Here is a 20,273-nt window from a genome sequence, read left to right as displayed (position 1 = left end):
TCCCTAATTGGTTACCTCTGATACCAAGTGAGTCCCACTCAAAACTCAGCCGGCATTTCGGCAAACTCTTCTCTCAAGAGAAGCGGCGGCCTGCAACTGTTCAGACGGAAACTATGACTGACTCGATCGGGTCGTCATGACAAAGGTGAAGCTAAAAATCTGTGATCTGGGTCAATGCAATGTTGGGATCTGATCAAAATTGGGATTGGTGTTCTACTTAATATTGTTTTACCTACTTTTGATGAAACTTCAATTCTGTTTATCTCTGTTAAAAGTTTTGGTTTTCTTAAGCTTTTCTAGGGAATTTCCACCTAAAAGGGCCGTGAAGCATTTTGTGGGTGAGCGATCAGTTTTTAGCAAAAAGTTTGCAATTTGGAATCAGTGAGAGATGGTTAATTTTCCATGCCCGCAGTCGTCACCCACGGTCGTCGTAACAAGGGGCTTAGGGCCTGTCGTCAAATCGCCTGAAACCCGCTGACCTCGTTCTTCAAACCAATTAGTCGTAGGGGCGGGGTCTCCCCGCCCAGTTCCCGTGATCCTTGGGTGTTCCCAGAGGTGGACAGGGTTGTGGCGATCGCCCGGGCTAGGGTTGGGAGATCCAACCCCTACGGTGATGGAAATGACAACAAGCCCTCAGCCCCTTGCCCCACTCCGATTTGCGATCGGGTTGCTGGGTTGTAGTTGGTGGGGTTGAGCGGCTGGAACACCACTGGGTGGGATGTAACTGGTGAATTACATCCCGATCGAGCCGCGCTGAATTTTGTTGCCCCACGGATTGCTCGCGCCTATTCCTGTGGGCGGACCGCCTCCAGAATTTGCGAGAAATAGAACTGGGAGCCAATGAACTCCCGCCGATTAACCTCAAACCCATTGGCCCGCAAAATCCGCACCACATCCCGCACCGGGTGCAAATAGGCGCGCGTGGTTTTGCTGGGGCCGGGGAACAGCTCGCCAATTTTTTTCAACAGCACATAAACCGGACTCTTGGGCGCAAAGCTGAGGATTAGCTTCGACTGGGCAAGGCTGGCCAAATGCCCAATCATTTTTTCAATGTCTTGGTCGGGATAGTGAATCAACACATCCAAACAAATCACGGTGTCGTAGGAACCCTCGATCGCCTCAAGATCCTTCACTTCAAAACTCAGGCGATCGCCCAAGTTCAGCTTGGCCGCGCGCTCCTTGGCCTCACCGATCATCGCCTCGGAAATATCACTACCCGAAACGATCGCCCCTAACTCCGCCAACGGCACACTCAGGGAACCCACGCCGCAACCCGCATCACAGATGGTTTGGCCCGCCAGTTTGCTCCCTTGCTTCAGCCAATAGACCACCGTGTCCACCGTGCGTTGATGCCCTTCGCGGATGTCGCGTTGCACCTTGTTCACGTCGCCGTCGCCATAGATGCGCCGCCAGCGATCGAAACCAGTGGTGTTGAAATAGTCCTTGACGATGGCCTTGTCGTTGCCCTTGTTGCTGGTGGCGCTGCTCATAGGGAATTGCGTAAATCTTGGGTAGAGTGATCTCAAAAGTTGGATGCTAAGGGCCAGGATGGTCGCCAGGGCCTGGCCGTGGGTCGGCGTGGATCGTCACCAGTGGCACGGGTGGTCACCCATGGGCGCTGATGGGCAAGGCAACTATGGCCGAATGGCGACTGCTGTGGATCGCCATCATTGACCGCTGCATTGCGTGACTGCTGCACCGAATTCATTGCCGCAAATGGCCGCAAATGAGCAAAATTTAATGCCGCATTAATTGCCGCAAAATTCATTGCCGCATTTGATTATAGAGAGACCCGCAGCCGCGATCGCCGAAAAAATCCTGGCCACCCCCTAGCCTCGATCTGGCTTCAGCGCGTAGAATCAAGTTTTGTCTTTTGTCGTTTGCTCCCAAAAACGACAGTCGTTACACTCGATTCGGTTGCAACAGCCCCCATGGTTAAGATTCGCCTCAAGCGCCTCGGCAAAAAACGCGAAGTCAGCTATCGCATCGTGGTGATGCAAAGTACCTCGCGCCGCGATGGTCGCGCCCTGGAAGAACTGGGTTTCTATAATCCCCGCACGAACGAAACGCGCTTGGAAGTGCCTCGGATCATCGAGCGTCTGAAGTCTGGTGCTCAACCCACCGACACCGTGCGCAGCATCTTTGAAAAGGCCAACATTTTTGAGCAACTGAAGGCCGCTAACGCCTAGTGGGTTGGAGGTGCAGTTTTCTGGTCTGTCGAGATTCCTCTCCCTTCCCGACTGGCCGGCAGCCTGCCCCTGTTGTTTGGCAAGGCTCGGGCGATCGCCCCACTGAATCGCGTTCATCGCCCCGGTGGCTTTGCCCCTAATCATTTTCGAGTAGCCGGAGTTCCGCTTGACAACTTCGACGAATCCAAGCCCCTCGATCGACTACGAGGGGCTTGTGCAATACCTGATTGAACCGTTGCTGGAAGTGCCCGATGCTTTGCGGATTGACTGCGAGCATACGGGCAACAACGTTTGGCTGCGGGTGGCCTTTGACCCGGCCGATCGGGGACGGGTGTTTGGGCGCAGCGGCAAAACCATCCAATCAATCCGCACGGTTTTGGACTTGGCGGCCCACCATGAAGGTCGCGCGGCCTTTTTGGACGTGTATGGCGGCTACAGCTTGGGCGAGGGCCCCTCAGAGGACGGCAACGGCCGGGGCCGGGGCGATCGCGGGGGTGACCGACGGCGATCGCGACCCGATCGACCCAACCGAGGGCGGTAGCGGTGTCTCCCCTGTCGATCGACCTGGGCAGCAGCACCAGCGCCGTCACCCTGGCGGGCCATCGCGAGGAAACCCTCAAGGCCCTGGCCAAGCACACGGGCACAACCCTGGTGATGCGCGGCCAAGAGTTGGTGATCACTGGGCCCGACAAGGCGATCGCCCTGTGCCAACAAGTCGTCAAGGCCTTAGAAATCTATTGGAGCGCCGGGCAGCGGATTGATGAAGCGGATGTGCTGACGGCGAAACGGGCGATCGAAACCGATCGGCTCGGTGAGCTGGCGGACTTGCACCAGGACTCGATCGCCCGCACCCGACGCGGCGACAACATCCGCGCCAAAACCTTTCGCCAACAGCGCTACATCAAAGCCATCCGCAATCACGACCTGATCTTCTGCACCGGCCCGGCGGGCACGGGCAAAACCTTCCTCGCTGCCCTGATTGCTGTGCAAGCGTTGCTGGCCGGCGAATTTGAGCGCCTGATCCTCACCCGTCCCGCCGTGGAAGCGGGCGAGCGGCTGGGGTTCCTGCCCGGCGACCTGCAACAAAAAATTGATCCGTATCTGCGCCCGCTCTACGACGCGCTATACGAACTGATCGACCCGGAAAAGGTGGCCAACCTGATGGAGCGGGGCATTGTGGAAGTGGCTCCGTTGGCTTATATGCGCGGTCGCACCCTGAACAATGCCTTTGTGATTTTGGATGAGGCCCAAAACACCACGCCGGCCCAAATGAAGATGGTGTTGACGCGGCTGGGGTTTCGATCGCGCATGGTCGTGACTGGCGACATTACCCAAACCGACTTGCCGGAGCACCAAACCTCGGGCATGGCGATCGCCCAACGGATTCTCAAAAATGTTGAAGGGATCGCCTTTTGTGAACTGACCCGCGCCGATGTGGTGCGCCATCCGCTGGTTCAACGGATCGTCACCGCCTACGAACGCCACGAATCCGGGCAGTAGGGCAACTTTCTGCACACCGCAGCCACTTCGCCGCTCACAAGCCTTCCCGATCGCCTGTCTCTCATCAAAATCCGTGATTCGGCATAATTGGCTTAAGTCTCGCCTCTCTCACTCGTGATGCCGAACGAATCTGCTGCGCCTCAGCCGGAACCCAAGCAGGACGAAAAAGCCCAAGAATCGAAGTCGGCCACACCGGAAGCGAAGGGCCGCCCCACCTCAGAACGGCGCTTTGTGCAGCGGCAAATCGTGCAGCCCTTGATTCAGTGGATGCCGCTGGGTGGGAGCGGCTGGCTGTTTGGGGGGTTTTTGCTGAAGCAGGAATGGACACAGGCGGTAGTGACTGCTGGGGTAACACTGGTCACGGCCGTGTGGGGTATCTATAGCAAAAACTTCATTGAGCAACTATCGGAAATCTACGCCGATCGCGCCAAAAAGGATGCCAGCGCATTGGTGGCGTGGCTCGATGCGCTCAATGAAACCCTGAAATGGCAACTGTCCGACTTTGAGGCCCAATATCTGAAGCGGCAAGCCCAAGATTGCCAACAAGATATTCCCGTGGGCTTGGATCGGGGTGAGCGATCAATGCTGTTTCGCCCGGAACTGGAAAAGGTCTTTGTGCCGCTGAATCTCACACCGGTTTACATGGTGACGGGCGATCGCCCCGAGCGATGGTCACAGAACGCAAACGATCGCTCACCGGGTAAAGGCGAAATTTGGGATTTGCTCAAGCGGGTCGATCGCGGCGCGGCGAACCGCCACTTAGCGCTGCGGGCCTTGGGCGGCTCGGGCAAAACTACCTTGCTCAAACATGTGGCCTATGTTTATGGCAAGGGAACCTATCGCCAAAAAGGTGCGCCTAAACTCATCCCATTTTTGTTGTTTCTGAAGGATTGTCGGCGGGAATTAACCAAAGAAAATCCGCCCAACTTGCCAGACTTGCTGACCCATTACCACTTGCCAGGATTGCCCGGCGGCAAAGCACTCAATCCGCCCCCCAGTTGGGCCGCCAATTTGCTGAACCAAGGTACAGCATTGGTGATGTTTGATGGGTTTGATGAAGTGCCAGCAGGCGATCGCCCCGTGGTCAGCCAATGGTTAAGCGACCAAATGCGGCAGTATCCCGATGCGGTGTTCATCATCACCTCGCGTCCCCGGGCCTACACCGAAGATTTTCGCGACAAACCCGAAACCTATGTTGTTGAAGAATTTGAACTCCACCAACAACAACTCTTTATTCATCAGTGGTATCTCAGTCGAGCTTGTCAGGGCGATCGCCCCACCCGCGATCAGCGATTGTTTGCAGAGCGAGATGCCGATCGCCTATGGCAGGCAATCACCGCGCGTCCCGAGGACTTGGGCCGCTTGCCGCGTAATCCGTTGATGCTGAACATGATTTGTCGCTTTCATAGCATCAAGCAAAGTGCCGATCTGCCCAGTCGGAGATCGCAACTCTATCGAGAAATTTGTGAAATTCAGCTTGGTTGGCGACCCCAAGCCCGCAATATTGAGTTGTTGTTGGATTCGATCGATCAGCGGCGCGAAGTGTTGCAGCGAGTGGCGCTGGAGATGATGCTACGGGCCACGGCGGATGCCCGAGAATCGGCTCACAAACAAATTGAAAAAGACGACTTATTGGGCATCATGCAAGCTGCTTTCACTGAGCGTAATTTTGATGTGAATGCAGCGGATTTCTTGGCGCAAATGGTGGATGTTAGCGAGCTGCTGGTGAAGCATGATGAGGTCTATGAATTTGCCCATTTGGGCTTCCAGGAATTCCTAACTGCTTCGGAACTGGTGCGGCGACGCGACGAAAGCTTAATTACTGATCGCCTTGGGTTGGAAACCTGGAAACCGACTCTGTTGCTCTATGTCGAACTGCTGAAGCATCCCCTCAGCTTTATGGAGCTGACGGCGCAACAGGCCCCGCAATTGTTTGCTGAAAGCTGGCCGCTGATCGATCGTCAACGCTTATCTGCTGCGGAGCTGGAAACCTTGGAGCGGTTGAAACCAGCCGCTACCCATGCCCGCTACGCCAAACTAGAAGCCCTGATGATTGCGGGTAACTGGAAAGGGGCCGACGACGAAACCTATCGGCTGATGATCACGACGGTGGGCAAGGAAGAAGGGGATTGGTTCACGAGTGAGGAGCTATTGAACTTTCCCTGCGAGGAGTTGTTGGCCATTGATCGCTTGTGGGTGAAACACAGCCAGGGCCAATTTGGCTTTTCGGTGCAAAAGGAGATCTACGTCGCCTGTGGAGCCAAGCTGGATGGCAAGTATCCGGGTGATAAGATTTGGGAGGACTTTGGCACGCGAGTGAGATGGCGAGAGAATGACGACTGGAAGAGCCGCAACGAACTAAAGATGAATCCCCGTCTCTCACCTAAAGGAGAATTTCCCCGGTATTGGCGGTTTCCCCGGGGGCTTTGGGAGGATGGGTGGTTCTCTTCTCTCGCATCGAGACTTGTGAACTGTAGCAGGCCACAGTCCTAGGGATTTTTTGCGATTTGTAAAGGCGTTAATTATCCATGATTTTCCTGCCTTTCAGCGATCCGTTACCTGGCACCGTTTGAACCTCCTTTGCTGTCTGGTTTGTGACGATCGCTGCCCTACGTTTCGGGATCGGGCGGCTCTGAGTCGAGGCCCCATTGCAGTTGGGTCGTCGCTGGGTCGTAGCAATTGGCCAACACAAATCGTTGTGCAACGTCACGAATTTCATCACTCGGACAGTCCCAGTCCTGCCACAGCGATCGCTGACCGGGGCTGTGCTTGGGGTTAGGCTTGCCTCGGGCCCGCAAGTTCGCCAGCAGCTTGGAACCCCAATGGTTGCGGCTTTCGGGTTTGGCCTTAGGGCGATAGTGTTTACAAAATTTGCGATAGGCAGCAGCACAGAGTTCGAGGGTAGCCCCCAAGCTCAAAAAAGCCGGATGCCACTGGCTAAGGCCGTCATGGCCCAGTCGGTCATAAATGCCGTAGTTGCTGAAGTCATAGAAAAAGCCCGCTTGGATGCCCGCCGCCTTGGGGTTGGCGTGGATGTATCGCAGGGTGTTGAGAGCACGACGGCGATCGGCCACAGGAAATCCGGTGCTGTGGTAGCGCTTTTCCCAAAAGTGGCCGGTACGCTTCAGCAACCGGTTAAAGCACATGGCGGTGTACCAATTCAGCCAGTGCATAATCTTCGGCAAGTCTGTGGGTGCTTTGGGTTCAATCAGGTAATGAATGTGGTTGCTCATGATGCAGAGGGCATAGAGCTTGAAGCCAAAAATGCTCTGACAGCGACGAATCGCATACAGCAACAATTCTCGGCAGGTCGATCGAGTCAGTCGAAATTCTCGGTTGTTGCAACGCATGGTGATGTGATAGCAATACCGGGCTTGTAAATTTCTGAGTGATCGCATCGTCACAGGTCTGTAGGGCAACGGTTCGCGGATACCCATCATTGGGTTTGTGCCCTACGCACCGCTGCCATTGACGCAGAAAAACGACCTCGTGATCCCGAGAGGCGATCGACGGTGCGTGGGAGTCAAACCAGCCAAATCATCACCCCGAAAACGTTCTCCCACACACCCTACCGCCCCCGACAATTAACGGGTTTTTCGTAGGGGCGTACCGCCGTACGCCCTCCGCCAGGGTTGACCGATCGCCACCAATTCCCAATCGGTTTGCGCTTGCAGATCTGGCGTATCGGAGGGCGCATGGCGATGCGCCCCTACGGGAGTTGGTGGGATTTTCGGCGGGTTTTGTGGGCATCATCAACCGGGATTGGCCGGCCAACAGAGCAACACCGCTGAGGCGATCGCATAGTCCCGATCGGGACTGAAACTGACCTGCCAAATCGGTTGATGGGCCGGCGGCAACCGGCAATCGATCGCTACGATCGCCCGGCCAGTCAGGGTTTGTGCCCTACGCACCGCTGCCATTGCCGCAAGAAAACCGACTCGTGATCCCGAGAGGCGATCGACCGGTGCGTGGGAGACAAACCAGCCAAATCATCACCCCGAAAGCGTTCTCCCACTCACCCTACGGTTTGTCGATTTACCGCCACCCATCGCGAAGCAACGACAACCCCCGATCGGTTGGGCCGTGCTCAATCGTCGGTTATCGCTCGTTTGAGCGATCGGCGAGGGGCGATCGCCCCGTGATCGAATGCTTACAATCAAATCAAGCCCCGAGCCTCAAGCGTTTTCCCGGAGACTGTGCCCATGGCCATGACGATCGCGGATTTGCAATCGATCCAGGCTTATATGGTCGATCGCGGCCAAGCCTGTCAGGTGGAATTACGAGACGGAGCAGTGCTTGTCATGGGCCCTTCAGATATCGTTTCTAGCCTGATTGGGGCACGATTCTGCTATTTCCTGCAAGTTTGGATTAATCCGCGTCGGCTCGGAATGGTATTTGACTCTAGCGGTGGCTTTATTTTGCCGAATAGTGACCTGACCGCTCCAGATGTGTCCTATGTTTCTCGGGTCAGAATGCCCCGCAGTGTTCGATATTTTGCGGAGGTTGTGCCCAACTTGGTGGTGGAAATTAAATCCCATAGCGATCGGGTGGTGAAGTTGCGCGAAAAACTCACCATGTATTTAGAGCAGGGCGCTGAGGTGGCCCTGCTGGTGGACCCTGATCGGGAAATCGTGGAACTCTATCGGCCCGATGGTTTCAGCCAAGTTTTGGGCAATGGGGACGTGATGCAATTGCCAGACCTGTTGCCCGGTTGGGAACTCCCGATCGCCGAGCTATGGCCACCGGTTTTTGATGAAGAATCGGATCAATAACCGATCGCCTAGGTTCGAGTTGGGTTGATCGCAACTGAACCCATGCAAGCCCGAGCCGCCGCGATCGCCCCCAGGCCGGCGGCAACGCCGAAGCCACATCGGGGCAAGACGGGATAAGAAGTAGTAGGATTACGGTGTAAATTTGCCCCCTCTGGGCGATCGCCCGCTTCTTGCCCGGCCGGCAAGCCATCACCGATGTTGTTGTCTCGTCCCGTATGAGTTCTGCCCTTACCGAACTGGCGATCGTTGCGGCCTTGACGGTTGCGAACGGGATTTTTTCAATGTCGGAAATGGCGATCGTCTCGTCCCGCAAGACGCGCCTGCAAAACCGAGCGGAACGGGGCGATCGAGCGGCTCGCGCAGCCCTGGCCCTGGCAGAATCGCCCAACCAGTTTTTATCCACCATCCAGATTGGCATCACCCTGATCGGCATCCTCACGGGGACTTTTGGGGGTGCTTCTTTGTCGGCGGAGTTGCGGCCAATCCTGGAAGCCGTGCCACCCCTCGCTCCCATGAGCGGGGCCCTGTCGGTGGTGATCACCGTGGCGGGCATTACTTATCTTTCGTTGGTGGTGGGCGAGCTGGTTCCCAAGCGGCTGGCCCTGGGCAATCCGGAACAGATTGCGGCCAATGTGGCGCTACCGATGCGGTGGCTGTCGCGGATTACGGCTCCGGTGGTCTATTTGTTGAGCCATTCCACGGATCTAATTGTGCGATCGCTCGGAACCACGGTTTCCAGCGAGCCGCAGGTGACGGAAGAAGAAATTAAGCTGCTGTTGCAACAGGGCACGGAAGCGGGCACGGTCGAAGAAGCCGAGCAGGAAATTGTAGAGCGGGTGTTGTCTCTGGGCGATCGCCCCGTCAGCTCCGTGATGACTTCCCGCCGAGAGGTGGTGTGGCTGGATTTGGATGCGCCTTTGCACGAGACGATCGAGCAAATCATCAACAGCCACCACCAACGCTTCCCCGTTTGTCGCGACAGTTTGGATGAGGTCGTTGGGTTCATTCAGGTGAACGACCTGTTGGCCCAAACCCTGATGAATCAGACCCTGAATTTAACGGATTGCCTGCGTCAGCCGTTGATTGTGCCAGAAACCACGGGCACGTTGCGAATTTTGGAGATGTTCCGCGAAACGGGTCTGCATATTGCCTTGGTGGTGGATGAGTACGGCGTGGTGCAAGGGCTGGTGACGATCAACGACATGCTCGAAGCGATCGTGGGCGACCTAACCGATGTGGATGAGGAAGACACGCCCAAGGTGGTGCAGCGGGAGGATGGTTCCTGGCTGGTGGATGGGATGTTGGCGATCGAGCGGATGCGCGATGAATTGGATATGGCTGAACTGCCTGGTGAGCGGGAAGGACGCTACCAAACCGTGGCGGGCTTCGTGATTGCTTCGTTGGGCCACATTCCCAAGGCCACGGACACATTTCACTGGAATGGCTTCCGGTTTGAGGTGGTGGATATGGATGGCAACCGGGTTGATAAAATCCTGGTTTCCAAACCCAGCACGGCTCCCAGCGCTTCAGAGCCGCCCACGGCTCATTAACAGAAGCACGACCTCAGGATCACGCTTAAATCACTTAAATCCCTTGGGGCCGAGGGCGATCGCGCTGGGCAACTGTCACAGTGTCTTGATGGGATGGGCGGTGTTGTCGGGGTCGATCCAGGTGCATTCCAGGTGTATTGGGTTGACCAGTTGGTCAGCGGGTTAATGAACGGATTGATCACGAATCGATCACCCCAACCGTGATCGCCTCCAAGATTTTTTGATGAATTTCGATTCGACCCATTTCCCGATCGACCCATTTCCCGATCGGGCAACTTTCGCAGTTAATTAATGTACTATATTCAAAATATGCTCTGATAGATTTTGGATCAACTATTCAAAACCAAATTTAAGCTGCCCATCAATTGTGGGCAAATTGCAAAATTCAAAACCTTCAACTATATAACAAATTGTGCTTTATCAGGTAAGGGGTGATTACCTGACCCCCTTGTGGAAAACTGCCCGATCGGGGCAAAACCTGTGGAAAACCTGTGGAAAAGTACCCCTATTCTGTGGAAAACCTGTGGAAAAATACCCCTCTTTCTGTGGAAAAAAAAAAGTGTCTGTGGAAAACTTGACTAGGTATAAATACCCTGTGGAAAAACACCCCCCCTTTTTCCACAGGGTTTTCCACAGGGTGTGATCGCTGAAAGGTTTATGGAATAAGGATTTTTTTGAGTTTTCCACATTTCCACAGGGCCCTACTACTACTATCTATTTAAAAAATAAGAAGGAGAAGAAGAAATAGATAGTCCAGCCCAAAAATTTTCTTGGAAACGGCCAAAATTCTTCGGGGAGACGGTCTGTTTCTCTCGAACTCAGGATCCAGTTTTTAGCCTAGTCGATCGAGCCGGAATCGCAACCGACCGGTGAGGCAGTGGCCGCTAGGGGCTGGAGACGACAGGGTTCGAGCTGGGCTGAGTTTGAAACCCAGCGGTTGACGGATCCGAAAACGGCTAAAACCCAGACAGAATCAGGATCTGAGCGTTCAAAGTTCGCTGCGCTTGGGGCCGAGCCGATCGGCAAGCTTGAGGGCGATCGAACCCTTTGAAAACGGCTAAAACCCAAGCCAGGCTTTGATTGTTGCGATCGCGCTTCGACTTTCCAGCGGGCGATCGGGCCGCAAAGTCACGGGTTGCTCCCGATGGCCAAAACGGCGATTTTGGGTTAAACTCAGGGCTGCTCATCGGGGCCAAATTTCCCCCGGCGGCGGTCGCCGTTTTCCACAGAACAGCCCCGAAACCCAAGCCCCAGAAGCCATGAAGCTGCTTTGCGCCCAAAGCGACCTGAGTGCCAACCTGTCCCTGGTCAGCCGTGCCGTCCCGTCACGGCCGACGCACCCGGTTTTGGGCAATGTGCTGCTGACCTGTGATGCGGGCACTCAGCGCGTGAGTTTGACCGCCTTTGACCTCAGCTTGGGCATCCAGACCAGCTTCCCGGCGGAAGTGGAGGATTCTGGGGAAATCACGTTGCCGGCCAAGCTTTTCGCGGACATTGTGGGCAAGCTGCCCACCGGCACGGTGTCGCTGGATGCGAATGAGGACTGCTCAGCGGCGATTTCCGCTCAGTCCAGCCGCTACCAGATTCAGGGCATGAGCGCTGAGGAATTTACAACCCTGCCGGTGGTGGAAACGGGCGAAGCGGTTTACCTGCCGGTGGCGGCGCTGTTGGAGGGGATGCGCGGTTCCCTGTTCGCCGCCAGCAACGACGAAACGAAGCAGATTTTGACCGGGGTTCACCTGTCGGTGGAGACTGATTCCCTGGAGTTTGCGGCGACCGATGGCCACCGGCTAGCGGTGGTGCGAGCGGCAATGGTGGAGGACGAGGAGACGGAAACGGGCACGGTGGAACCCTTTGCGGTGACGGTTCCGGGCCGGACGCTGCGGGAGCTGGAGCGGATTTTGGCGGCGCAGCAGTCGAGCGAACCGGTGGCCCTGTACTGTGATCGGGGGCAGTTGGCCTTGCAGTGGGGAGATTATTACCTCACCAGCCGCACCTTGGAAGGGCAGTACCCGGCTTATAACCAGCTCATTCCCCGTCAGTTCGATCGCCAGGTGACCGTGGAGCGGAAGCTGTTGCTGGGGGCGCTCGATCGAATCTCGGTGATTGCTGACCAAAAGAGCAACCACATCGTCAAGTTCTCGATCGACGCAACGAACCAAAGCCTAGGCATTTCAGCCGATGCGCAAGATGCGGGCAGCGGTCGCGAAACGATCGAATCGGCCCAAATTTCCGGCGAGGACATCGACATCGCCTTCAACGTCAAGTACTTGATGGAATCGCTGAAAAACCTGACCACGACAGAGATTCAGCTTCAAATGAACACGCCCACCAGCCCGGTGGTGATCACGCCCTTGGGTGGCGCAAAGGCAACCCATTTGGTGATGCCGGTGCAGGTGCGGAGCTAGGTTCAGGTTGGCCGCAGGCGTTAATCGCTTGGTGTTGTTGGTGTTAGTTAATCGCTAGTTCAGTTGCCCTTTCTTTTACCCTTGCTTTGAAATTTATCCTTGCTTTGGAATTTCCTAGCGTGGGCTGAATATTGAAGATCATGCCCGTTGCGGTTGCTAGCAGTCCCAGGAAGCCCAGTGAAATGCAACTGACAAGGGATAGCTCAAATTTCCAAAATCAGCGGCTTTGGTGGCAGTTTTTGCCTCAGTTGGGTCAATGGCTGGGGATTGTTGGGGCGATCGCCTGCTGCTGGGCCGCTCCTGTTTGGGCAGAATCAGCCCCGCTGTCAACCCCGATGTCAGCCCCGATGGTAGTGTCGCCGTCCGTGACTGACACCAGCGCTTTGGCGAGTGCTCCGGTCAGCGCCCCGATCGCCATTCCTGCCACGCCTAACCCACAACTGGCACAAGACCTCATCACCAATCCGGGTGATCCGGGGGTTTTTGATCGGTTCTGGGCCGACCTAGCTGGATCGCAAGTGATTTATCTGGGGGAAGTTCACGACCGATCCGCCGATGTGCCGATCAAATTGGAGGTTATCCACAGGACTTTTCAACAGGTGGAAAACTTTTCGCGCCAGGGTCAGCCCGGCCGGTTGGTCATTGCGCTGGAAATGTTTCAACAGCCGTTCCAGTCGCCCTTGGATGATTACTTGGCGGGGCGGATTGACGAAGCCACCCTGCGCGATCGCACGGAATTTGACCAACGCTGGGGATTCGACTGGGAAATTATTGCACCGATTTTGCGGTGGGCGCGCGATCGGGGTGTGGCCGTCGTGGCCTTGAACCTGCCCGTGGAAGTGACTCGCCAAATTGGTCGCCAGGGCTGGGATGCGCTCCCCGCTGAGGCTTGGCAATGGTTGCCCCCGCCCAATGAATTGCAACTGGGGTCTGCGGGTTACCGGGCCTGGCTGCGAGAAATTTATGACGAAATTCATCAACAGCACGGAGCCAGCGCCCAAAGTAGCGCCCAAAGTTCTGCGAGTGCCGATCGCGCGGAACGCTTTAACCGATTTTTGGCCGCTCAGGCCGCTTGGGACGAAACCATGGCGGCGGGCATTGCTCGTTTGCTGCAACGGCCGGGCGATCGGGTGGTGACCATTTTGGGTCGTGGCCACATGGTCTATGGGTGGGGCGTGCCCGATCGCCTGGCACGGCGCAAACCCGATGTGGTGCAGCGATCGATTCTGCTGGGCCCCCTGGAAGCCCCTGAGGTTTACCGCGATGGGCGATCGATCAGTCATTACTGGTGGCCCAGTGACCGATCAACTCCGTAAAACTATTGATTAATCTAAGGATTGATTAGTAATATTATGAGCTAGCGTTATGAGTAAACAAGACCAACTCGTGACGGCAACTTATTAGGCATGGCCAATTTAGTGCCGAATTTCAAATTTAAGGACTAATCCAAAGCCTAATTCAAGGCCTAACTTACTGATCTGATCAATTTGCACTAGAGCTAACTGATCAGTTGGTGCTTGTTGGTGATCAATTTGCCCTTTCAGACTTGTTGTGCCAGCGTCATTGTGCGGTTTCCTCGAATCGCTGTCTCCAGCACAATTCATTTGTATCGGCTGTATTGGCTGTATTGGCTGTATCAGTTCATTTGAATCGGCGCATCTTAACCGAGCCAATTCAGTTAAATTAACTTGCGCCAATGCCCATATTTTGCACATTGCTGCAATGTGCAAAATATGGGCAAAACTAGCTGGTTTTGATCTGGCTCCTCGCGATCGGGAATCAACCAGGAAGTCAGACTTAACAGCGTTGCTCAGGGGTTGTCATCGTTTTGGGGAGAAGTGAGTTGAGCTTTGCTTCAGTTTCGGATGCTCCGACGTTTCAGGAGCGAGTTGCGCATCTGACCGAACAGCTTGAGCGATTTGCTCAAAAAGACCTTGATCCAACGGTTCGTGATGAATTAGCACTCGACATTCTGTGCGATCGAGATACCTTGCAAGCCATCCTCAAGGACTTGGCAAAGCATCAGCAACTGGAAGCCGCCACCGTTTCAGAAATCGACGCGCTCGATCGTCGCCTGGCAACCCTAGACTCAAAATTTCTGGCCATTGCAGCCTTGCCCCGTTGGCGAGATACCTTCGATCCCGGCCCTAACGCCTGGTGGTGGTTTCCCGAAGCCGAAGGCTCCAAACCCCAAATTGCAACCCGACGACGGGAAATTTTCTGGCGGGGGGTGTCCGTTGTGTCCCTCTTGGCCACTGCCAGTGCCGCAAGTACCATCCTGCCGGTTTTTTCGATCGGGGGATTTGGCTTAGGAGAAGCCCTCGCCAGCGCTGGCCAAGTGACCGGGCTGGCCGTATTGGGGCGCGGCGTGCTCACCCCCGAAGGAACCAAGGCCCTAAAACAGTTTTGCGCGAAGTTTTCGATTCCCGGTAAGTGGTATAGCGAGGCGATCGCCGCCTTTTCCATCACCCTTGGGGCTTTATCCATGTGGGCCGCCCAAGATGGTTTGCCCCGGTGGTTTAACTACGCGGCCAATCAACACTATCAACAGGGCGAGCTAGACGAGGCCCGTGTGAATTATCAAAAAACGCTTTCCCTGATGCCCAACAATGATGAAGCCTCATTGGGGTTGGGATTGGTCTATGAATCCCTGGGGCAACTCAAAGAAGCTGGAGATTCCTATCGGCAAGTGGCTGATCAGGGCGACCCGATCGCCCTCAGTCGTCTGGCACGGGTGCAATTTTCTTTGTTGCTGAAAACCAATCGACCGGACAAGTTACTTCGAAATCAACCCACTTCTGAAGTGGAAGCCCTTTTAAAACTGGCGCTACACCGCATTGAAAAGCGAGGTTTATCAACCACGGAATCTGCCAACCAGCGCTATCAAATCTATCGCAACTTAGGATGGCTGCGGTGGTGGCAACGGGATTACACTGGTGCAGAAGTTATTCTCAAACGTGCCATTAAAGAGGATGAATCCTTTCCTGAACAACAGCTAGGAACAGGTCTTTCCCATTGCCTATTGGCACAAATGTATCGTGAAAAGCAACGGGACTCAGAAGCCGAGCAAGAATATTCTATTTGCATTCAAAAATCTCGCCCGGAAACCCTTTCAGAATATGAGTGGTTCTTCCAGGTTGGCCAGGGGCGAGTGGCCACCTGCATTGACACGAGTGCAGTAATGCGCGGCACTACTCGAGAAATCATTCAAAAATTACCCCTTTGCCTGGATGATGCTGCGGAACGGAACAAGTTACAAGCACCAAATGCAGCCCCATCTACGCCGGCTGCTCTCCCTTCTGCTGTGCCGAGTCCTGCCGTGAACACGACGACATCTCCTAGCCCCTAACCTAGTGATGAGATTGAAGAGGAGGAAGGTTCTCGATCGCCCGTTGCACCACTCGATCGACTATCCAAAACTGATTGAGTCAGTTGCACAATTTCCGGAAAAGCAAAGTTTTCCGTTAAGTGGGTCAGGGTTTGGCAGAGGTCGTAATAAGGGCTAGGAATCTGTTGTAAGAGTTGAGTAATGGTTTGATCAGAACAGGTAAGGGCCGCATGGTGTAAAGCGGCAACCCAAGCCTGGGGCATCACCGATAAATCCACGGCGGGTGACTGGTTGATCGCGCCTAGGGAGCTAACGGAGCGATCGGGCGCATCGGTTCTGAGTTCTGCATAACGGTATTTTAAGGGCAAATATTTCGCCATCATCTGAAAGGGTTCATCGAGGGCAAAAGGCTTGCTCATATAGTCATTACAACCGGCCGTGATCGCCAATGAAGGATCATCGGCAGACCCCTGGGCTGTGATGGCAATGATGGTGGTTAAGGAAAAAGGTGCTTGATGCTCACTCTCCCAACGCCGTTGCTCAAGCGTGCGAATTTTTCGCGTTGTGGCATAGCCGTCCAATTCTGGCATTCGCAAATCCATCCAAATCAGATGGGGCTGCCAATCTTGCCATTGGGCGATCGCTTCCAGACCGTTTCTTGCTTCACGAATCTGCAAACCCAAACAGGATAATAGCCGCACCAAAAGCTGGCGATTTTCCGTTTGATCATCCACCACCAGAATTCGATAGTCCGTGCGATCGCTCGCTAATCCCACAATTTGGGGAATCGGTGTATTGGTTTGAGCCATCGGCTGATGGGTCACCAAAACGGGGATATAAAAGCGAAACAGGCTGCCTTTGCCCAGTTGACTTTCAACGGTAATTTCTCCACCCATTAACTCCACCAGTTGGCGACTAATGGCTAAGCCCAAGCCAGTTCCACTATGGGTATCTTGGTGATCCGTTGCCTGGACAAAATCATCAAAAATGGTTTCCAAATGTTCAGGGGCAATGCCAATTCCACTATCTTGAACCTCAAACAGTAAGGTGGTTTGGGTGGTTGTGGAGGGCGATCGCGCCGTTGGTGAGCCATTCGCTGCAGCCGAATTAGCAATAGGTGTTGTCTCTGAGGAAATTGCCTCAAAATCAGGAATATTTGGGGGTGAAATTTCCGTAACAGAGGGTAACTGGGCTGGGCTGCTGTTGTGGGAACTCAGCCGCACTCGAATAAAGCCCGTTTGTGTAAATTTAAGGGCATTGCTAATCAAATTAATTAAAACTTGCTCTAGCTTTCGGCCATCAACCAGAGCATGGGTGGGCAATAGTTCGGCCAGTTGTAAATCCAGTTGCAGCCCCTTGTGTTGGGCTTGCAACAAAAATAGATCGGCTACGCTTTGCATCAAGTCTCGCAGGTTAATGATCTGAGGCGCGAGGGTTAATTTACCGGCTTCAATTTTGGACAAATCTAAAATTTCGTTGATGAGTTTTAAAAGATGTTCACCACTGCGATAAATTCGCTGCAAGTCGTCCCGCTGGGTGGGCAATAAAACTGCTTCTCGCTGCAAGATGTTGGTAAATCCAAGAATAATATTGAGAGGGGTTCGGAGTTCATGACTCATTTTGGCCAGGAAGGTACTTTTCGCGCGGTTAGCCACTTCTGCGGCCTCTTTGGCTTGATGTAACTCCCGTTCCACTTGTTTTCGATCGCTGATGTCGCTAAGGATGCCAATGAGGCAATCTTGACCTTCCAAATAACTAATGGTGGCTGAGAGCAGAACCGTTTTAATTTCGCCAGATTTGGTGCGAAATTCTGTTTCAAATTCGCGAACCCAACCTTGCTCCTTCAGAATTTTTCGAAACTCCGTTAAGTCATGGGGATCTTTCCAGAGCTTTATTTCAGTGCAACTTTTGCCAACTATTTCTATGTGAGAATAGCCCAAAATTCTTGTGAAATTATCATTAATATTGAGGCAATAACCATCATTAATTTGGGCAATCCAGGCGGCTTCTGGGCCGGCTTGAAAGATGGTGGCAAATTTTAATTCTGATTGGCGCAGGGCCAGTTCCATCCGTTTCTGATCGGTGATGTTGGTGATGGTGCCCACCAGTTTCACCACTTGACCCTGTTGATCAAAAATCGGTTCACCTCGACTGATCAGATAGATGGTTGACCCGTCGCGGCGTTGGATGCCATGTTCGATCGTGTAGGGAATTCCTTGCTCGATCGCCTCCGTGACCGTGGCCACAAATCGCGGGCGATCGGCCTCGGGGAGCAAATCAAAAAGGTCAGGGCGGCTTGGTTCCTGGGCATCGGGTTCCAATCCCAAAATGCGAAACTGTTCTGCTGACCAAGTGCTTGTGCCCGTCGCCACATCAAATTCCCAACTTCCCACCTGAGCAATCCGTTGGGCTTCCGTGAGGGCAGCCGTTTTCTGCGCCACCTGTTGCTCCAGGTCACGGGCATAGGTGTGGCGGAGTTGGTCGGCCGCTTGCAAAGCTCCCACCATTTGCTGAAAGGCTTGGGTTAAGCGATTCACCTCCGCAACGCATGTTTTGGGCAGGGGGTTGGCATGTTGTCCGGCGGCGATCGCCCGGGTTGCCTCTGTCAGGTTTCGCAGCGATCGGCTCAAGCGTTTGGCCGTCCAAGTGCCCGTTCCCAAGGATCCCGCCAAGGCCAACAAGCAAAGCCAAAAATTTTGGCGATGATTAGCCTCAATCTCGCCAATGAAATCTGCTTCTGGAACCGCAGTGACCACGAGCCAATTCAACCCATAGGCATCTTGGTAGGGAGTGATCTTCGTAAACAACGTGCCATTTTGAAAGGTTAATCGCCACCGTTGTTCCGTTTGAATGGTTTGCCAATGGGGATTTTTTTGTTGAAGTTGCTGGGCAATGGCTCTGGTTTCTGAATTACGACTTTGGGCCAGCGATAATCTTGTGGGATAGGGTTGGTTGGGTTGCTGGATGTAGGGCAATTCCAGGGTTGAGGTAGCCACCAAATGGCCCGATCGATCCACAATAAACGCCTGACCTCGGGGCGAAATCTGTAACTGATTGAGGAAGGTATTCAACCCCGACAATAAAACTGTGCGGCTTAAAACGCCCCGAAAATTGCGATCGCCATCATAAATTGGCAACAATGCATCAATGCCCAGCATTGGAATCACACGATGGGTGTAAACCGGTGACCAAGTGGGCTGGCGACTACTTTGGGCCCTTTGAAACCAGGCCGTTTGCCGCACATCATCGGTGATTTGATAGGCGGGTTCCAAGGGTTGTCCTTGGTCGTTGACACGCGAATAGAGACGCTGGCTAGGAAGGTTGGGGCTGGCTTCCGCCAGGAACTGTGTACCCACGGGATAGGATTTGCCCGTCAACTGCTCAATTTGTTGGCGCAATTCCAGGTTGACCGATCGCACATAACCCACCAGTAATCCCCGATCGTTGGCAAACATGGCCACCACCAGACCGGGATCCGTGGCCATCTGTTGCCACAGGTACTCGCGCCAAGGAGTGGGGTCATCCAACGGCAGCTTGCCCCCTTGGATTGCTCGGCCGTTGGCTGCCAGGGCCTGTTGTTGCTTACTGAGCAGACTATCCACATGGTCGTGAACCCGATGATCCACAGCATCCAGCAGGCGATTGGCTAAATTTTCTACGGAGGTTTGGCCGCTGCGGTAGGACAAATAGCCCACCAATCCCACCGCCCCCACCACCTGCACCACAAAGGGAACCGTCAGCACCCAAAACAGACTAATGGTCGGGGATCGATCGGGCTGATTGGGGCCATACCGCAGCAGCGCAATCCGTTGCCAGAGGCCTTGGATCCGACGGGGAAGCCGCATTTTTCGCCAGCGTTGCTGTTGAAGATTCATAGGCTCATGCGGGACTGACGGGGCGATTCAGGCGCGTTCAGGGGCCCTTGTCCTAGCGGTTTGGGAAATGATTGAGGGAATTGAGGAAGCGGTTTGGGCCGGGAATGGTCGGTTTGATTGGGGGCATGGACGGGTAGTGGCATCCCAGTCGCTCAACGGTGGATGACCTGACTGCAATTGTGCGATCGACCGGTTTGCAATCTTCGACTGCGATCACAATCAGGGCGCGATCGAACTTTGATCGCGCCGTTGCCTAACCAATCGCTTACAACTGGTATTAACACTATCAGCGACTGATGATCTGTAACGCTATCTACCTACTAATCGAGTAGATCCACTGAAGCGTTAAAAATATCACAGCGTTCGTTGCCCGATCGCTTGAACTCATATTGATAATTCTATTGATATCAACTTATGGAACTGAGATTTTATAAGTTTTGTAAGTGTGCTGAGCCAGGAAAAAATTGCCCTTGGTGATTCAAATTCAGTACCAGCCAAATTTATTCAGCTAATGACTAAAAGATAGCTTCAAGTGACTGTACTGTTTCAGTAGAAGAATTTTAGCTTACTGGAAATAGTAGCAAGTGATCCTAACTGTATCAACTCAAGTATTGCATGATGGATGATAATGTGATTTTTTGATTGCAATAA

General features: G+C 54.1%; 15 protein-coding genes. 9 read left to right on the top strand and 6 right to left on the bottom strand.

Features of this window, described 5'->3' with window-relative positions; genetic code table 11:
- Positions 1 to 785 precede the first annotated feature (785 nt).
- Positions 786 to 1,490, bottom strand: coding sequence for a magnesium protoporphyrin IX methyltransferase (gene bchM / locus VPK24_RS05900; RefSeq protein ID WP_393011268.1), 705 nt, complete (start codon positions 1,488 to 1,490; stop codon positions 786 to 788).
- A gap of 441 nt (positions 1,491 to 1,931) precedes the next feature.
- Here bchM and rpsP point away from each other — a divergent pair, with 441 nt between their 5' ends.
- From rpsP to VPK24_RS05880, 4 genes are all read left to right on the top strand, one after another.
- Positions 1,932 to 2,189 carry a 30S ribosomal protein S16 gene (gene rpsP, locus VPK24_RS05895; protein ID WP_099533799.1) on the top strand — a complete coding sequence of 86 codons (258 nt, stop codon included), beginning with the start codon at positions 1,932 to 1,934 and terminating at the stop codon, positions 2,187 to 2,189.
- A gap of 166 nt (positions 2,190 to 2,355) precedes the next feature.
- Positions 2,356 to 2,730: a KH domain-containing protein gene (locus VPK24_RS05890; protein ID WP_099533797.1), complete on the top strand. Its 375-nt coding sequence runs from the start codon at positions 2,356 to 2,358 to the stop codon at positions 2,728 to 2,730.
- Positions 2,731 to 2,732: 2 nt separating this feature from the next.
- Positions 2,733 to 3,689, top strand: coding sequence for a PhoH family protein (locus VPK24_RS05885; RefSeq protein WP_393011265.1), 957 nt, complete (start codon positions 2,733 to 2,735; stop codon positions 3,687 to 3,689).
- Between the two features lie 117 nt (positions 3,690 to 3,806).
- Complete coding sequence (locus tag VPK24_RS05880) at positions 3,807 to 6,182, top strand: NACHT domain-containing protein (RefSeq protein WP_393011263.1); 2,376 nt, start codon at positions 3,807 to 3,809, stop codon at positions 6,180 to 6,182.
- Positions 6,183 to 6,298: 116 nt separating this feature from the next.
- Here the strand turns inward: VPK24_RS05880 and VPK24_RS05875 are convergent, their stop codons facing one another.
- Positions 6,299 to 7,087: a transposase gene (locus VPK24_RS05875; RefSeq protein WP_393011385.1), complete on the bottom strand. Its 789-nt coding sequence runs from the start codon at positions 7,085 to 7,087 to the stop codon at positions 6,299 to 6,301.
- A gap of 354 nt (positions 7,088 to 7,441) precedes the next feature.
- Complete coding sequence (locus tag VPK24_RS05870; RefSeq protein ID WP_393011261.1) at positions 7,442 to 7,609, bottom strand: hypothetical protein; 168 nt, start codon at positions 7,607 to 7,609, stop codon at positions 7,442 to 7,444.
- A gap of 282 nt (positions 7,610 to 7,891) precedes the next feature.
- Here VPK24_RS05870 and VPK24_RS05865 point away from each other — a divergent pair, with 282 nt between their 5' ends.
- Entirely contained in the window at positions 7,892 to 8,461 is a 570-nt protein-coding gene (locus VPK24_RS05865; RefSeq protein ID WP_393011259.1) for a Uma2 family endonuclease, read from the top strand.
- A gap of 8 nt (positions 8,462 to 8,469) precedes the next feature.
- Here VPK24_RS05865 and VPK24_RS05860 read toward each other — a convergent pair whose 3' ends face one another.
- Positions 8,470 to 8,646 (bottom strand): hypothetical protein, encoded by a 177-nt coding sequence (locus tag VPK24_RS05860; RefSeq protein ID WP_393011257.1) that lies wholly within the window; start codon positions 8,644 to 8,646, stop codon positions 8,470 to 8,472.
- Positions 8,647 to 8,676: 30 nt separating this feature from the next.
- Between VPK24_RS05860 and VPK24_RS05855 the strand changes: the two genes are divergently transcribed.
- On the top strand, positions 8,677 to 10,011 hold the full coding sequence (locus tag VPK24_RS05855) for a hemolysin family protein (protein WP_393011256.1): 1,335 nt from the start codon (positions 8,677 to 8,679) through the stop codon (positions 10,009 to 10,011).
- A gap of 956 nt (positions 10,012 to 10,967) precedes the next feature.
- On the opposite strand, the gene VPK24_RS05850 is transcribed toward VPK24_RS05855, so the two are convergent.
- Positions 10,968 to 11,258, bottom strand: coding sequence for a hypothetical protein (locus tag VPK24_RS05850; RefSeq protein WP_393011254.1), 291 nt, complete (start codon positions 11,256 to 11,258; stop codon positions 10,968 to 10,970).
- Positions 11,259 to 11,270: 12 nt separating this feature from the next.
- Here VPK24_RS05850 and dnaN point away from each other — a divergent pair, with 12 nt between their 5' ends.
- From dnaN to VPK24_RS05835, 3 genes are all read left to right on the top strand, one after another.
- Entirely contained in the window at positions 11,271 to 12,419 is a 1,149-nt protein-coding gene (dnaN, locus tag VPK24_RS05845; RefSeq protein WP_393011252.1) for a DNA polymerase III subunit beta, read from the top strand.
- Positions 12,420 to 12,601: 182 nt separating this feature from the next.
- Positions 12,602 to 13,735 carry a ChaN family lipoprotein gene (locus tag VPK24_RS05840; RefSeq protein ID WP_393011250.1) on the top strand — a complete coding sequence of 378 codons (1,134 nt, stop codon included), beginning with the start codon at positions 12,602 to 12,604 and terminating at the stop codon, positions 13,733 to 13,735.
- Positions 13,736 to 14,262: 527 nt separating this feature from the next.
- Positions 14,263 to 15,768 (top strand): tetratricopeptide repeat protein, encoded by a 1,506-nt coding sequence (locus VPK24_RS05835; protein ID WP_393011248.1) that lies wholly within the window; start codon positions 14,263 to 14,265, stop codon positions 15,766 to 15,768.
- On the opposite strand, the gene VPK24_RS05830 is transcribed toward VPK24_RS05835, so the two are convergent.
- Entirely contained in the window at positions 15,765 to 19,622 is a 3,858-nt protein-coding gene (locus VPK24_RS05830; RefSeq protein WP_393011246.1) for an ATP-binding protein, read from the bottom strand. The two genes, VPK24_RS05835 and VPK24_RS05830, sit on opposite strands and share 4 nt — an antisense overlap.
- Between the last annotated feature and the right edge of the window lie 651 nt (positions 19,623 to 20,273).

Origin of the sequence: Limnothrix redekei LRLZ20PSL1, from assembly GCF_043235035.1 — a bacterium.
Lineage (GTDB): Bacteria > Cyanobacteriota > Cyanobacteriia > CACIAM-69d > CACIAM-69d > CACIAM-69d.
This window is presented reverse-complemented; position numbering and strand designations above follow the sequence as displayed.

Bases quoted from the DNA above. Each gene is read 5' to 3' on its own strand.
- bchM (WP_393011268.1), bottom strand. From the start codon at position 1,490: ATGAGCAGCGCCACCAGCAACAAGGGCAACGACAAGGCCATCGTCAAG.
- rpsP (WP_099533799.1), top strand. From the start codon at position 1,932: ATGGTTAAGATTCGCCTCAAGCGCCTCGGCAAAAAACGCGAAGTCAGC.
- VPK24_RS05880 (WP_393011263.1), top strand. From the start codon at position 3,807: ATGCCGAACGAATCTGCTGCGCCTCAGCCGGAACCCAAGCAGGACGAA.
- VPK24_RS05875 (WP_393011385.1), bottom strand. From the start codon at position 7,087: ATGCGATCACTCAGAAATTTACAAGCCCGGTATTGCTATCACATCACC.
- VPK24_RS05870 (WP_393011261.1), bottom strand. From the start codon at position 7,609: ATGGCAGCGGTGCGTAGGGCACAAACCCTGACTGGCCGGGCGATCGTA.
- VPK24_RS05865 (WP_393011259.1), top strand. From the start codon at position 7,892: ATGGCCATGACGATCGCGGATTTGCAATCGATCCAGGCTTATATGGTC.
- VPK24_RS05855 (WP_393011256.1), top strand. From the start codon at position 8,677: ATGAGTTCTGCCCTTACCGAACTGGCGATCGTTGCGGCCTTGACGGTT.
- dnaN (WP_393011252.1), top strand. From the start codon at position 11,271: ATGAAGCTGCTTTGCGCCCAAAGCGACCTGAGTGCCAACCTGTCCCTG.
- VPK24_RS05840 (WP_393011250.1), top strand. From the start codon at position 12,602: ATGCAACTGACAAGGGATAGCTCAAATTTCCAAAATCAGCGGCTTTGG.
- VPK24_RS05830 (WP_393011246.1), bottom strand. From the start codon at position 19,622: ATGAATCTTCAACAGCAACGCTGGCGAAAAATGCGGCTTCCCCGTCGG.